The following is a 13,752-nucleotide window of genomic DNA, read 5'->3' as shown; positions in this document are numbered from 1 at the left end:
AACCTTATCTTAATTGGGTACTATTTATGAAGTTAATTAAGTATTTATCAGCTGCGGTTGTAGGAGGAGCTCTTCTCGCTTCCTGCTCTAAAGGAGGACAGCCAACAAGCACATACCCAGGCGAATACAGTACTGCTACTGGTATCGAGTACGGGGAGGATGAAAACGCTTTCAATGTGGCAGACTACGCTGACATTCAGGGTGGCCCTGGCTTGGTATTTATTGAAGGTGGCCGCGCTGTGCTAGGTTCTATGGAAGAGGATATTGCCATGACCCGTGATAATATGGAGCGTACCGTAACGGTTGCTTCTTTTTACATGGATGAAACGGAGGTGGCGAACATTCACTGGCTGGAATACCTGCACTACCTAAAGCAGGACTCTTTGCCAGAGGTGTATACAGCTGCTTTACCAGATACAACGGTTTGGTCTCGCCAGCTTTCTTTCAACGACCCTTATGTAACGTATTACCTTCGTTATCCTGGTTTCCGCTTCTTCCCGGTTGTGGGCGTAAGCTGGCTGCAGGCGAATGACTATGCGATCTGGCGTACAGCCAAGGTTAACGAGAATCTTGCCTCAAGAGCAAACGGAGGTGGCAAGAGAGGCTTATTTGGAGGTGGAGGTGGAGACGAAGAGGCTCCAGCTGAAGGCTCAACTCCATCCATAGAGTCTGGCTATGTACTGCCGAACTACCGTCTCCCAACTGAGGCAGAGTGGGAGTACGCGGCGCAGGCTATGATCGGAACTCAGTACTCTGAAGATGAAAACCAAAATAACCGCCGTATTTATCCATGGGATGGCCATCAGGTACGTAATCCGTACGGCAAGCAGATGGGTAAATTTATGGCAAACTTTAAGCGTGGTCGTGGTGACTATGCGGGTATAGCCGGCGCCCTGAATGACGGCGCGATGATTACAGACTATATCTACAGCTACCCGCCAAACGACTTCGGCCTTTATAACATGGCTGGTAACGTAAACGAGTGGGTGCAGGATGTTTACCGCCCGCTCTCTTATCAGGATGTTGAAGACCTGAACCCTTTCCGCAGGGATGGTTATCAGGATGCTGCTGAGAACTATGACTCCAGCGAAGGATTCCACTCCCTGATCAACAACGAGGTGCGTGTTTACAAAGGCGGATCCTGGAAAGACGTAGCGTACTGGTTGTCTCCTGGCACACGCCGCTTCATGGCACAGGATTCATCTACCGCTACAATCGGTTTCCGTTGCGCCATGATCAACACCGGTTCAAATCACTAAGCGATAAAAGTTATTTCACAATAGAAAAGCCCGGAAGCAGTTCCGGGCTTTTCTATTTATACCTAATCCTGTTTCTTTGACGCATGAGCGAGAATAAACAATCTTCCAAAATAATTTTTCGGTTTTACAGTGAAATCTTTGACAGAGAAATGACCGAAACCCTCTGGGCTGTCGAAGTAGATGCCGCACAGGATCTATATAAAATAGACAGCATTCCTTCTTATGTCCCGCTTATTGCTACAGAGGACGTTGTACGGGCCGTTTACGACAAGATGGAGGAGGCACTGGTGTACCAGGAAACGGTTACACCCTCTGGTAACTCCACCATACAAGTAATTCGGCAGAATGAGCAGACACCATTGCTAGACCTGCGGAAGCAATTCGCCCAGCTAGGCTGTGTGTCGGAAGAGGTAAACGAAGACTTTTTTGTGCTTGAAGTTCCAGTAGGTGTAAACTATGCCGTAGTAAAAGACCTGCTTGATGAGCTGGAGCAGCAGGAGGAGATTGAGTATGCAGAACCCAGCTTGTCGGACATACACCGGGAGCAGACCGAGGCTGGCTAGACCTTTCGATGAGCAACCCTGCCATAGCACTTACGGCTGATAAAGACATCATGCTCCCCTTAGAGGATGTAAAGGACTCCACCAGGAAGTACGTGCAGGAGCAAGACCTTACAAACCCATTGGTTTCACCAATCTATGGAAATGTAAAAGGGCTCCTGCCCACACTAATACAGATTGGTACCGCAGAAGGCTTTTTGTGGGACAACCGGAAGTTCGTTCAGCGGCTAACAGAGGCGCAGGTAGACGTACAGTATGAGGAGTACGATGAGATGTTTCATGTGTTTGCCCTGATGCCGACACTAAAGGAAGGGAAACAGGCGCTAAGATCGCAGCTGAACTTTCTCTAATCGTAAAGGAGCATTAACAGGAAAAAGGCCCAGGCGAAAATAGTCCCTACGCTTTCTAGGCCGCCGCTATGGTCACTATACTTACCTCAGCTGCGCCTGCTGCTAACAGCACAACGGCGCAGGCTTCCAGGGTAGCCCCGGTCGTTAGCACATCATCCACCAGTAAAATGCGCTTGTCCTGTACTGCCGCTGTCTGCGCCTGCCGTACCTGAAACACCTCCTCCACATTTTGCCAGCGCTCTAGCCGGCTCTTTCGGGTTTGAGAGGAGGAGGCTACCTTCCGGACCAAAACATTACTGCTCCATGGTAACTGCAGGGCCTCTGCCAGCCCCTTCGCAAAGACATCAGACTGATTGTACCCCCGCCTTCGCAGCTTATACTTGTGCAAGGGCACGGGCACCAGTAAATCGAAGTGCTGGGCATACTGGTAGTTGGAGAGGAGGGAGCCGTACCGTTGCCCCAGGTGCTCCCCAAGTTCCTGCACCCCCTTGTACTTTAGCTTATGTAACAGCCTTTGTACCCGGCCCTTTGGGACAAAGTAAAAATATGAGAAGGCAAAACGTACCGGCACTTTTCCCCAGAACCGCCGCTGTAGTGGGTTAAGCTCTGTGGCCCCGTGCACATGAAAGTCCGTGTAAGGCAATTTGGCATTGCAGCTGGTACAAATACACTTCTCGCCACGAACTAAAGCCCCGTCGCAGGCATAGCAACTCTCCGGGAAGAGCAAGGACAGCAGGTCTTCAAACATTTAGGTCAGGAGCCGGTTTAGAATATTCTGGTTAACTTCGCGTAAAATAGATACATATCTTACAGCCTTTTAGCAATAGAACACATAACAATGAGCTTAGTAGAAGAATTCAATGACTACCGGAAGCGCATGAACGAGCGCATCATGTCTTACGACAATAAAGTAATCAAACGCTTTTTCAACCTCGACACCAATACCTATATGGACGGTGCCCTGGACGTAAAAACGAAAGAGATGTTAGGCTTGGTGGCCTCTATGGTACTACGCTGCGACGACTGCATTAAATACCATGTAGGCAAGTGCTACGAAGAGGGCGTAACAGACGAGCAGATCATGGAGGTATTCTCCATTGCCAATCTGGTAGGCGGCTCTATCGTGATCCCACACTTCAGAAGAGCCGTGGAGTACTGGGAGGAGCTAAAGGAACGCGGCAGCGCTGAGTAAACTATTTCAGGATACCTGTTTGTTGTATCTACAAATACAGCAAGTATCAACGCTACCTATGAACTACGACAGTGAAAATTTAGACCACAACTGGACGCAACTGCGTGCTGACCTGATGAAGCGCTTCGGTAAAAAGCCGGATATGAACGCCATCCTGTTTCTGATTGGGATACAGGAGCTGGGCATGGGCGTCCGGGAGTTTACGAAAGAGGAGAAGCAGGACCTGATGCACATTGCCACCTGCCGGGTATTCAGCCTCTCTGGCTTCTACGAATTCACGGGGCGCGACGAAGAGGGCTGGCCTCACTTTAAAGCAATCAAACCTATCCCGTTCGCCAATCTGAAGGAGCAGGAGAAAATGCTCCGGTGGCATGTAATAGAGTACTTTAACAAATTCAACGAAATACAGAATCCAGGTGCCTAGCACATACTGCGGATCAGGTAGCACGGCTTACTTAAAATCAGATGAAACATAGAATCCTTAACCTGGTGCTGATTTCATCGCTTTTACTCCTGACAAAGGACATAGGCAAGAAGTAAAAGCGTGCTACCCGATTCTGTGCTACTTGTTCACCCTAACATCACCCATGAGAATTATTACCTATAATGTGAATGGCATTCGTGCCGCCCTTACCAAAGGCTTTGCCGAGTGGCTAAAAGCCGCTAATCCTGATGTTCTTTGCCTGCAGGAGATCAAGGCCGATGCGTCGAAGTTTGACAAAGGCCTGTTCGAAGAAATGGGTTACCATGTATACCTGCACCCTGCCGTTAAAAAAGGCTATAGCGGTGTGGCCATTTTATCCAAAGAGGAGCCAAAGCACGTAGAAGTAGGCTGTGGCATCGAGTGCTATGATATAGAAGGCCGCGTGTTGCGGGCCGACTATAACGATGTATCGGTGATGAGCGTGTACATGCCGTCCGGATCAAGCGGAGAGGAGCGACAAGGCTTTAAATTTCAGTGGATGGAAGACTTCTTCGCCTATATCAATGATGTGAAGCAGCAACTTCCGGGCCTGATCGTGTGCGGCGATTACAACATCTGCCATAAGCCCATCGACATCCACAATCCGAAGTCTAATGCCAACAGCTCCGGCTTTCTGCCCGAGGAGCGTGAGTGGCTGGGCAGACTGGTGGAGAGCGGCTTCATAGACACCTTCCGTCACTTTAACCAAGAGCCACATAACTATACCTGGTGGAGTTATCGGGCCGGGGCACGCAACAAAAATCTTGGTTGGCGTATTGATTATAACATGGCGACCGATAACCTGCGCGACAGGCTGAAAAGAGCTGCCATTCTTACCGAAGCAAAACACTCAGACCATTGCCCTGTGCTGCTGGAGCTGGAGTAGGGGAGACATACTAAAGTATAGGCAAAAGCAGTTTATACTTTAGAGGCATAACAAGCACTTTTCATACTAGTACACAAAGTCTTAGTCAGGATTTCGTTATCTTACAAAATAGCCGCCATGCCCTAATTATCTAAGGAGTATACCATGAAACATACCGATGCACTCGATCAGTTGCTGCATCAGCTGCAGGAGTTCAAGCAGAAGTTCTACCTCAACATGCTATTGCGGGGTAGCATTTTTGCGGTTGGGCTCCTGCTTTCTATTTACATCGTGTACAGCTTGCTGGAGTACCTGTTCTACTTTCCGGTTTACGTACGCGCTTTCCTGCTCTTCTCATTTGTTGCCCTGGTGGTCTATGTATTCGTGCGGTGGATTGCCTTACCTTTATCGGCCATTACAAGGTTACGGCGTGTACTGTCTGATGAGCAGGCGGCAACAAAGGTTGGCTCCCATTACCCGGAGATACGGGACAAACTACTGAACGCTATCCAGCTCCGGAACCAGGACAGGACCAATGCGCTAATTGCAGCCAGTATTGAACAACGCACGGGGCAGCTGCTAAATTTCCGTTTTGGCGATGCGGTCAGCTATAGGGAGAACAAGCCGCTCCTTAAATACGTCGCTCTTCCCGCATTTATTGCCCTGCTCATTGCACTGGTTTACCCTACGATCTTCGTGCAGGGCACCGAACGCATCATTCATTATAAAAGGCATTATACGCCTCAGGCTCCTTTTACGTTTGTGGTTCAGAACGATGCGTTGCAGACCTACCGTGGAGAGGATTATGAGCTGCTGGTAGGGGTGGACGGCAAAGCTATACCCAGCGAGATCTTTATCAATTACAATGGTCGTAGGCAAAAGCTAACACAAAATGCCAGCGGCCTTTACACCTACACGTTCAAACAGCCTCAAAAGCCTGTCAACTTTCAATTAGAAGGGTCAGATTTTATGTCTGATGAATACACCCTCGCTTTGCTGTCGCGTCCGAACCTGAAGGATTTTCAGATGCTAATAGCCTATCCTGACTACCTCAAGCGAGCGCCGGAGGTGGTACAGAACACGGGTAATGCCAGTGTGCCGGAAGGAAGTACCGTGACCTGGAACTTTACCGCCACCGAAACAGAAAGCATGAACCTGAACTTTGAGGAGCCAGCTGAAACGCTGGCGGCTAAGAAGGATGGGGATAGCTTTAGTGCCAGCAAGGAAATAAACAAGAGCCAGAACTACAGTATTAAGCTGCGCAACAAGCACAGCGATAATAAAGAGAAGATCAATTACCAGATTACGACTATCCCAGACCGTCATCCACAGATCAGTCTGGAGCAGTTTCAGGACACCGCCCTGTACACCTTTCTGGTACTGGGAGGGGATGTATCCGACGACTATGGCTTAACGCGCCTGGCGCTGTACTACCGCGTTAACAACGACAGAAACCCACAGGCTAACTATAAAAGCCAGGCTTTACCGCTTAACCGGCAGCAGACCAACCAAACCTATTACTACGAGTGGAACACAGCCTCCCTGGGCATGCAGCCAGGGGATCAGCTGGAGTACTTCGTGCAGGTATGGGATAATGACGGCATCCATGGTCCTAAATCTGCCCGTACCCGCACGTATGAACTCAAGGTGCCAGACAAGCGGGAACTGCAGAAAGAGCTGGACAGCAACTCCCAGTCCATCGCCAGCCAGATGAGCAGCACCCTGAAGAAAGCACAGCAGCTGGAACAGGAGCTATCGCGGTCAGAAGAGAAGATGAAAACCAAAACGGATCTGAACTGGCAGGATAAAAAGCAACTGGAGGACCTGATGGCCAAGAAAAAGCAACTGGAGCAGGACATCTCTCAAATGAAGGAGCTCTTTGATGAGCTGAACAAAAAGCAAAACATGCTCAGCGAACAGGACCAGCAGTTAGCTGAAAAGGCCCAGCAGCTGCAGAAGCTGATGGAGGACCTGCTGGACCCCGAAACAAAGAAGCTGTACGAAGAACTGGAAAAGCTGCTACAACAGCAAAAGCCAAACGACACCGAACTGCAGAAGCTACTCAGCAAACTCGACAACCGCGAGAAGAACTTTGAGCGTGAGCTGGAGCGGGCACTTGAATTGTTCAAGCAACTCCAGTTTGAGCAAAAGCTGGACAATGTTGCCAGCCAGTTGGAGGAAATGGCCAAAGAGCAAAAGCAGCTAGCTGATAAAACAGAGCAAAAGCAGGAGGGCAACCAACAACTGCAGGAGCAGCAGGAAGAGTTGCAGCAGGAGTTCAATGAGGTAAAGGAGCAGATGAAGGAGCTCAAGGACCTGAATGAGAAGCTGGCCAACCAGAATCAGATGGACGAGCAGCAACAGCAGCAGGACCAGCAAAATGTAGAGCAGCAGATGCAGCAGAGCCAGGAGCAGCTGCAAAAGAACCAAAACAAGAAAGCCAGTGAGTCGCAGCAGAAGGCAGGGGAGAAGATGCAGCAAATGGCCCAGCAAATGGAACAGATGAAAAGCAGCATGAGCATGTCCGGTATGCAGCAGAACCTGGACAATCTCCGCGACATTCTAGAGAACCTCATCAAGCTTTCCTTTGACCAGGAGGACCTGATGAAACAGTTCCGGGGTGTTAACCAGAGCGACCCCCGCTTTATCACCTTATCGCAGCAGCAACTTAGCTTAAAAGACAATGCCCAGGTGGTAGAAGACAGCCTCTTTGCACTTGCCCAGAAAGTCTTCCAGATTCAGTCATTCGTAACACGGGAGGTGGCCGCCATGAACCAGAGCATGGACAACAGCGTGCAGGAGCTCCGGGACCGGAATGTGGGCAAAGCAAACGTGCAACAACAGCTAGCCATGACGAGTATGAACAACCTGGCCCTGATGCTGAACGATGCCCTGAAGCAGATGCAACAAGCTATGCAGCAAATGCAGGGGAACATGGCTGGGAAGCAGAAAGGAAATAAACCCCAGCCCGGCAACTTAGGAGAATTGCAGCAACAATTGAACAAAAAAATTGATGATTTGAAAAAAGGTGGCAAGTCAGGCAAGGCACTTTCTGAAGAATTAGCTAAATTGGCTGCAGAGCAAGAGGCCCTTCGTAATGCACTGAAAGAGCTGGAGAAACAGGGTAAAAAACCCGGCGAGAATGGTCAGAACGGTGACCTGGGAAATATCAGCAAGATGATGGAACAAAGCGAGACTGATCTCGTTAATAAACGTTTGACTGAACAAACCATCATGCGACAGCGCGAGATCCTGACCCGCCTGCTAGAGGCTGAGAAGTCTGTTAAAGAGCGTGAGTTGGACAATAAGCGTGAGGCTAAGACCGCACAGGAGATAGCCCGCCAGGTACCGCCTTCGTTTGAAAAGTATTTAAAGGCAAAAGAAAAGCAAACCGAATTGCTCAAAACCATACCACCTGCGCTTTCTCCGTATTATAAGCAGAAGGTAAACGAGTACTTCCAAAACATTAGCAAATAAAAACAGCACCTATTTTTACACTTAACGATTAATATGAATCAGGTTAAAATTCAGATTCCTTCCCTAATCGAGAACATCCGAGTAATAGAAAGCTTTATCGATAACTCTAAAGAAGAGTTCGACTTCGAAGATGATATCTATGGCAATATTATGGTTGCCGTAACGGAATCTGTAAACAATGCCATCCGCCACGGAAATAAGTTTGACAAAGACAAGAACGTGTACCTCACCCTGCAAGTAGAGGAGAACAAATTGTTGTTTGAAGTAGAGGACGAAGGCCCCGGCTTTGACTACGAGAACCTACCGGACCCAACCGCACCAGAAAACTTAGAGAACCCTGGTGGTCGCGGCATCTTTTTAATGCAGAACCTTTGCGACGAAGTTAACTTTATGGAAGACGGCAAAAAGGTACAGCTCATTTTCAACATAGTCCCTTCCCAGAATGGATCATCCAATTGAGTTCTTTAGCGAAGACATCGAGTTTGAGCTAGAAAACCCGGAGCAAGTTTCAGAGTGGATCACAACAGTTATAGAGCAACACGGGCAAGAGCTAAGCAACCTTACCTACGTCTTCTGCTCGGATGACTACCTTCACGAGATCAACGTAGAGTACCTCGACCACGATACCCTCACAGACATCATCACCTTCAATAATGCCGACGAAGAAGGCATCATTGAAGGTGATATTTTTATAAGCGTAGACCGCGTTCGCGAGAATGCCCAGGATTTAGGCACCGCTTTCAAAGATGAACTCCACCGCGTGATCATACACGGTGTCCTGCACTTACTTGGTTTTAGAGACAAGACCGAAGAGGAAGAGACGCTTATGCGCAAACAAGAAGATTCTTCCTTATCTTTGCGAAAGTTTTAAAGCAAAAAGGAATTACCAACCTCCAGCAGATGTTTCACGTGAAACATCTCTAAAATCAGATTACATGTTTCCAGAATATGATATTATAGTTGTTGGCGCCGGGCATGCAGGTTGCGAAGCCGCGGCAGCCGCAGCGAAAATGGGTTCAAAAGTTCTGCTGGCAACAATGAACATGAACACCATTGCCCAGATGTCGTGCAACCCAGCCATGGGTGGTGTCGCCAAAGGGCAAATCGTTCGTGAGATTGATGCCTTGGGTGGCATGAGCGGTATCATCACCGACCAAACGATGATACAGTTTCGCATGCTGAACAAATCCAAAGGCCCGGCCATGTGGAGCCCGCGCGCGCAAAGTGACCGCATGCGTTTTGCCGAAGCATGGCGCCTTAGCCTGGAGCAAACAGAGAACGTTGACTTCTGGCAAGAGATGGTGACAGGCATCGAGGTAGAGGGAGGGAAGGCCGTTGGCATCCGTACCAGCCTGGGGATAACTATACGTGGAAAGGCCGTTGTATTAACTAACGGTACGTTTTTGAATGGGATTATCCACATCGGAGAGAAGCAACTAGGAGGGGGACGTGCCGCCGAAAAGTCAGCCAAGGGCATCACAGAAGACCTGAAGAATCTAGGTTTCGAGGCAGGCCGGATGAAGACAGGTACACCTCCCCGTGTTGATGGCCGTTCCCTCGATTATAGCAGAATGGAAGAGCAGTTCGGCGATGAGAACCCTTCTAAATTTTCGTACGCTGATACAGAGCCGCTGCAGCAACAGCGCAGCTGCTTTATCACCTACACGAATCCGGACGTACACGAGATCCTGAAGACCGGCTTCGAAAAGTCGCCGATGTTCCAGGGCCGTATCCAGGGTCTAGGTCCACGCTACTGCCCGTCCATAGAAGATAAGATCAACCGTTTTGCTGAGCGTGACCGTCACCAGATTTTTGTGGAACCAGAAGGATGGAACACCGTGGAAGTTTATGTAAACGGTTTCTCCAGTTCATTGCCCGAAGATGTACAGCTGAAAGCACTGCGCAAAATCGTAGGCTTTGAAAACGCCAAAATGTTCCGCCCGGGGTATGCTATCGAGTATGATTTCTTCCCGCCTACGCAGCTCAACCTGACACTGGAGACCAAGCTGGTAGAGAACCTGTATTTCGCCGGACAGATAAACGGAACGACAGGTTACGAAGAAGCCGCCTGCCAGGGACTGATGGCCGGTATCAACGCACATAATAAGATCAACAACAAAGAGCCATTCGTACTGAAACGCTCAGAGGCTTATATCGGCGTACTGATCGATGACCTGGTAAACAAAGGGACTGACGAACCTTATCGCATGTTTACTTCCCGTGCCGAGCACCGCATCCTGCTGCGCCAGGATAATGCAGACATTCGCCTGACAAAGCGTGGTTTCGAACTAGGTTTAGCCGATGAAAACAGAATGAAAGCTGTGGATAAGAAGATAAAAGAAACAGCTGAGATCATCGCTTACTTAAATAACAAGCCGATTGAGCCAGGAGATATCAACAGCATGCTGGAAGAATTAGGCTCCGCTCCGATTACTGAAAAGCAGCGGGCAGGGCAATTGATCAAGCGGCCGAACGTTGAGATAGAGCACATCGCCAAAGCTGTTCCTTCTGTAGCTGAATACCTGGGCAAGTTTAAACTGGATAGTGTAGAGCAGGCGGGTATTCAGGTAAAGTACGAAAGCTACATAGAGAAAGAGCACACCATGGCTTCGAAGATGAGCGAGCTGGAAAACTACAGCATCAAGGGCAGGATCAACTACCGAGACATCCCGGCCCTGTCAGCTGAGGCAAAAGAGAAGCTGCTGAAGGTACAGCCGGAAACGATCGGACAAGCTTCTAGAATCAGCGGAGTGTCTCCGGCAGACATCTCCGTGTTAATGGTATACCTGGGAAAATAAATGAGCTACGAAAGACTGGAACATTGCCCGATCTGCGGCAAAACCGAGTTCAAAAACTTTTTAGTAGTAACAGATAACGCAGTTTCGAAAGAGAGCTTTGTGATTGTGGAGTGTGAGAACTGTACGTTCAAGTTCACTAATCCGAGACCAGATGAGAGGAGCATAGGAAGCTACTATGAATCTGAGGAGTATATTTCTCACACAAACACCAAAAGCGGAATTATCAACAGAGCCTATCACGTCGTTCGCTCTATCACTACCAAGCAAAAAGTAGAGCTTATCAACAGGTATGCGGCTGCCAAAGGAAGCATCCTGGATTACGGTTGTGGTACTGGTGTATTCCTGGGAGCCTGCAAAAAAGACGGGTGGGAGATAAGGGGCGTAGAACCAAGCGCAAAGGCAAGGGAGATAGCCTCACAGGAAACAGGGGAGATTATAGCGGCAGATCTGCAGGATATAGAAGGGGAGAAGTATGAGGTCATCACCCTCTGGCATGTACTCGAGCACATTCATTCGCTGAATGAGACGATGAGCCAGCTACTCGATTGCCTGCAGGAAGATGGAACACTGATCATCGCCGTACCGAATGCCGACTCGCACGATGCCCAGCAGTACAAGGAAAACTGGGCCGCCTATGATGTGCCGCGCCACCTGTACCATTTCACGCAGGCTACCATGAAGCGCTTTTTAAAGAAGCATAAAATGAAGCTGGAGGAAGTGCTGCCTATGAAATTCGACGCCTACTATGTGAGTATGCTTAGCGAAAAGCACAAGCAGGGCAAAGCCAACATGATCAGCAGTGTGCTGAATGGCTATAAGTCGAACAGTTACGCCGAAAAGAATGGCAACGACTATTCTAGCTTAATTTTTGTAGCAAAAAGAAAATAAGATCCGAATATTTGGAGCGATATAGGATAGGCAGACGAGAGTTTGCCTATTTTATTTAGAGACAACAAAAAGAATGAAGCTTTTAAAAGCAATCTTAGCCTCAGGCGTACTGGCAAGCCTTGCCTCCTGTGCCAGCATGAACCCACCCGAGGGTGGTCCCAGAGACCTGGTGCCGCCAGTGCTACTCTCGAGTAATCCACAAGACCAGCAACTGAACGTAAGTACAAATTCTATTACACTTGAGTTTGACGAAGAGGTGCAACAGAACAACCTTAACAAAGAGCTGTTGATTACGCCGAGTGTGGAAAACAGGTACAAGATCCTGCCGAATAAGAACCAGCTGACGCTGGAGTTTGAAAAGCCCCTGGAGGAGAACACAACCTATACCCTGAATTTCAGGGAAGGAATTGTGGATATAACAGAGAAAAACAAGGCTAAGAACCTTAAATTGGCGTTTAGTACCGGCTCGTTCATTGACTCTAGCCGCGTAAGCGGAACAGTTGTTAACCTGATGAAGCAGACGCCAGAGAAAGGGGCAGTGGTTGCTTTGTATAGGGCAGAGGATACCTTAAGCATTCGAAAAAACAGGCCTTACTACCTAACGACGACGGACGACGCAGGGAACTTTGAGATAGAAAACGTGAAGGAGGGAAACTACAGGGTATATGGCCTGGTGGATAAGAACAACAACATGTACTATGACTCTGAAGAAGAAAGAATCGCTTACCTCCCTCAACCGCTACGCATAACTCCCGATACAGAGCCTGTTAAATTGCAGACAGTCCGGATAGACACTAAAAAGCCAATCCTGCTGCGACGCGAAACTTACTCCGACCGCTTTATCGCCAATTACAATGAGGGCATTCAAAGCTTTTCCGTAAAGCCTTTGGAATCTACTGCTGATAGTACAGTAAGTGAAATAATACTGGAGGGCAAGGCTGCACAGCTGTTTAAAACACCGAAGTTCGAGGGTGGAAAAACAGTACTTACGGCTGTTGATTCTGCCGGAAATATCGCCATAGACACACTACAGATAGCGTTTCAGGGTAAGCGGGCACAGTTAATAAAAGGGGCACAGCTAAAAGTTATCAACGGTAAAAGCGGGAAGTACCGGCCAGGGCAACCTGTAGTTGTAGAACTGCAAACACCAGTTAAAATAACAGGCGAGGCCCCGCTAATGCTTATGGCTGACACTACTGTTTTGACGCAACTAACTTATCCGAATGATATCAGTTTAAGCAAAGCAAACACAGAGCTTCGCTTTAACTTGCCGAGCGTCAATAACCGGGTGAAGCAGGTAACGCTGCTTATAGACAGTACAGCAGTAGTACCTATGGAAGGAGAGCCTCTTTCGTATCCTAAATTAAACATTGGGATATCAGAGGAGAAAGGCGCAGGAAGCTTCCGCGGAATTGTTAAAACAGAGTATAGCTCCTACATTGTGCAGTTGCTGAACAGTAACTTTAAAGTAGTGGACCAGGTCCGGAACCAAAGGAACTTCCAGTTTAAGAACCTGGAACCAGGAGCCTATACCATCCGCGTGTTAATAGATGAGGATAATGACGGTGAATGGGAAAAAGCAGACCCTGCTTTTGAAAGAGCCCCGGAAAAAGTATATGTCTTCCCAAAAGCAATAGATGCAAGGGCAAACTGGGAAATAGAAGAAATACTGGAGTTCTGATAAAAGAATACCTGGCAAAAAAAGGAGGCATAAGACCTCCTTTTTTTGTTGCTGCGTCCAGTACGGAGGCAAAACTGAAGGCAGCTGTAAAGGGGCCCCTACTAAAAGCTATAGGTCTTTCTTATGCCGTAAAGAGGCTAAGAACTTTCTACCAAAACAGCTTGCCCGCAAAAACCAAAGGATAAAAACAAGGCAAAGAGAGCCGTTCCGTTTTTAAAA

At 48.4% G+C, this 13,752-nt stretch carries 13 protein-coding genes; 12 read left to right on the top strand and 1 reads right to left on the bottom strand.

What is annotated here, in order from left to right; all coding sequences use genetic code 11:
• The first annotated feature begins 26 nt into the window (after window positions 1-26).
• From gldJ to CHB92_RS04425, 3 genes are all read left to right on the top strand, one after another.
• Window positions 27-1,259: a gliding motility lipoprotein GldJ gene (gene gldJ, locus CHB92_RS04435; RefSeq protein WP_089317978.1), complete on the top strand. Its 1,233-nt coding sequence runs from the start codon at window positions 27-29 to the stop codon at window positions 1,257-1,259.
• Between the two features lie 149 nt (window positions 1,260-1,408).
• Complete coding sequence (locus CHB92_RS04430) at window positions 1,409-1,822, top strand: DUF4265 domain-containing protein (protein WP_179222953.1); 414 nt, start codon at window positions 1,409-1,411, stop codon at window positions 1,820-1,822.
• Between the two features lie 8 nt (window positions 1,823-1,830).
• The gene (locus CHB92_RS04425) at window positions 1,831-2,169 is read left to right on the top strand and encodes an alpha/beta hydrolase (RefSeq protein WP_089317976.1); all 339 of its coding nucleotides are present in this window, start codon (window positions 1,831-1,833) and stop codon (window positions 2,167-2,169) included.
• A 55-nt stretch (window positions 2,170-2,224) separates the two neighbouring features.
• On the opposite strand, the gene CHB92_RS04420 is transcribed toward CHB92_RS04425, so the two are convergent.
• Window positions 2,225-2,917 carry a ComF family protein gene (locus CHB92_RS04420; RefSeq protein ID WP_089317975.1) on the bottom strand — a complete coding sequence of 231 codons (693 nt, stop codon included), beginning with the start codon at window positions 2,915-2,917 and terminating at the stop codon, window positions 2,225-2,227.
• A 90-nt stretch (window positions 2,918-3,007) separates the two neighbouring features.
• On the opposite strand from CHB92_RS04420, the gene CHB92_RS04415 reads away from it, so the two are divergent.
• The 9 genes from CHB92_RS04415 (at window position 3,008) to CHB92_RS04375 (ending at window position 13,533) form a co-directional block, all read left to right on the top strand.
• Window positions 3,008-3,361, top strand: a complete 354-nt coding sequence (locus tag CHB92_RS04415; protein WP_089317974.1) for a carboxymuconolactone decarboxylase family protein — start codon at window positions 3,008-3,010, stop codon at window positions 3,359-3,361.
• Window positions 3,362-3,419: 58 nt separating this feature from the next.
• Complete coding sequence (locus CHB92_RS04410) at window positions 3,420-3,785, top strand: hypothetical protein (protein ID WP_089317973.1); 366 nt, start codon at window positions 3,420-3,422, stop codon at window positions 3,783-3,785.
• A 163-nt stretch (window positions 3,786-3,948) separates the two neighbouring features.
• A complete protein-coding gene (locus CHB92_RS04405; RefSeq protein ID WP_089317972.1) occupies window positions 3,949-4,710 on the top strand; it encodes an exodeoxyribonuclease III in 762 nt (253 codons plus the stop codon).
• A 144-nt stretch (window positions 4,711-4,854) separates the two neighbouring features.
• Window positions 4,855-8,166: a DUF4175 family protein gene (locus tag CHB92_RS04400; RefSeq protein WP_089317971.1), complete on the top strand. Its 3,312-nt coding sequence runs from the start codon at window positions 4,855-4,857 to the stop codon at window positions 8,164-8,166.
• Between the two features lie 33 nt (window positions 8,167-8,199).
• Complete coding sequence (locus CHB92_RS04395; RefSeq protein ID WP_089317970.1) at window positions 8,200-8,625, top strand: ATP-binding protein; 426 nt, start codon at window positions 8,200-8,202, stop codon at window positions 8,623-8,625.
• The gene (ybeY, locus tag CHB92_RS04390; protein ID WP_089317969.1) at window positions 8,609-9,037 is read left to right on the top strand and encodes an rRNA maturation RNase YbeY; all 429 of its coding nucleotides are present in this window, start codon (window positions 8,609-8,611) and stop codon (window positions 9,035-9,037) included. Before CHB92_RS04395 ends, ybeY begins: the two co-directional genes overlap by 17 nt.
• 64 nt (window positions 9,038-9,101) lie before the next feature.
• Window positions 9,102-10,964, top strand: coding sequence for a tRNA uridine-5-carboxymethylaminomethyl(34) synthesis enzyme MnmG (mnmG, locus tag CHB92_RS04385; protein WP_089317968.1), 1,863 nt, complete (start codon window positions 9,102-9,104; stop codon window positions 10,962-10,964).
• Window positions 10,965-11,852: a class I SAM-dependent methyltransferase gene (locus CHB92_RS04380; protein ID WP_089317967.1), complete on the top strand. Its 888-nt coding sequence runs from the start codon at window positions 10,965-10,967 to the stop codon at window positions 11,850-11,852. It abuts the gene before it with no gap.
• A gap of 73 nt (window positions 11,853-11,925) precedes the next feature.
• Window positions 11,926-13,533: an Ig-like domain-containing domain gene (locus tag CHB92_RS04375; protein ID WP_089317966.1), complete on the top strand. Its 1,608-nt coding sequence runs from the start codon at window positions 11,926-11,928 to the stop codon at window positions 13,531-13,533.
• Window positions 13,534-13,752: the final 219 nt, after the last annotated feature.

This window comes from Pontibacter ummariensis (genome assembly GCF_900188175.1).
Lineage (GTDB): Bacteria > Bacteroidota > Bacteroidia > Cytophagales > Hymenobacteraceae > Pontibacter > Pontibacter ummariensis.
The sequence above is the reverse complement of the archived record's forward strand: the minus strand, read 5'-3'. Positions and strand labels throughout refer to the sequence as shown.

Bases quoted from the DNA above. Each gene is read 5' to 3' on its own strand.
- gldJ (WP_089317978.1), top strand. From the start codon at position 27: ATGAAGTTAATTAAGTATTTATCAGCTGCGGTTGTAGGAGGAGCTCTT.
- CHB92_RS04430 (WP_179222953.1), top strand. From the start codon at position 1,409: ATGACCGAAACCCTCTGGGCTGTCGAAGTAGATGCCGCACAGGATCTA.
- CHB92_RS04425 (WP_089317976.1), top strand. From the start codon at position 1,831: ATGAGCAACCCTGCCATAGCACTTACGGCTGATAAAGACATCATGCTC.
- CHB92_RS04420 (WP_089317975.1), bottom strand. From the start codon at position 2,917: ATGTTTGAAGACCTGCTGTCCTTGCTCTTCCCGGAGAGTTGCTATGCC.
- CHB92_RS04415 (WP_089317974.1), top strand. From the start codon at position 3,008: ATGAGCTTAGTAGAAGAATTCAATGACTACCGGAAGCGCATGAACGAG.
- CHB92_RS04410 (WP_089317973.1), top strand. From the start codon at position 3,420: ATGAACTACGACAGTGAAAATTTAGACCACAACTGGACGCAACTGCGT.
- CHB92_RS04405 (WP_089317972.1), top strand. From the start codon at position 3,949: ATGAGAATTATTACCTATAATGTGAATGGCATTCGTGCCGCCCTTACC.
- CHB92_RS04400 (WP_089317971.1), top strand. From the start codon at position 4,855: ATGAAACATACCGATGCACTCGATCAGTTGCTGCATCAGCTGCAGGAG.
- CHB92_RS04395 (WP_089317970.1), top strand. From the start codon at position 8,200: ATGAATCAGGTTAAAATTCAGATTCCTTCCCTAATCGAGAACATCCGA.
- ybeY (WP_089317969.1), top strand. From the start codon at position 8,609: ATGGATCATCCAATTGAGTTCTTTAGCGAAGACATCGAGTTTGAGCTA.
- mnmG (WP_089317968.1), top strand. From the start codon at position 9,102: ATGTTTCCAGAATATGATATTATAGTTGTTGGCGCCGGGCATGCAGGT.
- CHB92_RS04380 (WP_089317967.1), top strand. From the start codon at position 10,965: ATGAGCTACGAAAGACTGGAACATTGCCCGATCTGCGGCAAAACCGAG.
- CHB92_RS04375 (WP_089317966.1), top strand. From the start codon at position 11,926: ATGAAGCTTTTAAAAGCAATCTTAGCCTCAGGCGTACTGGCAAGCCTT.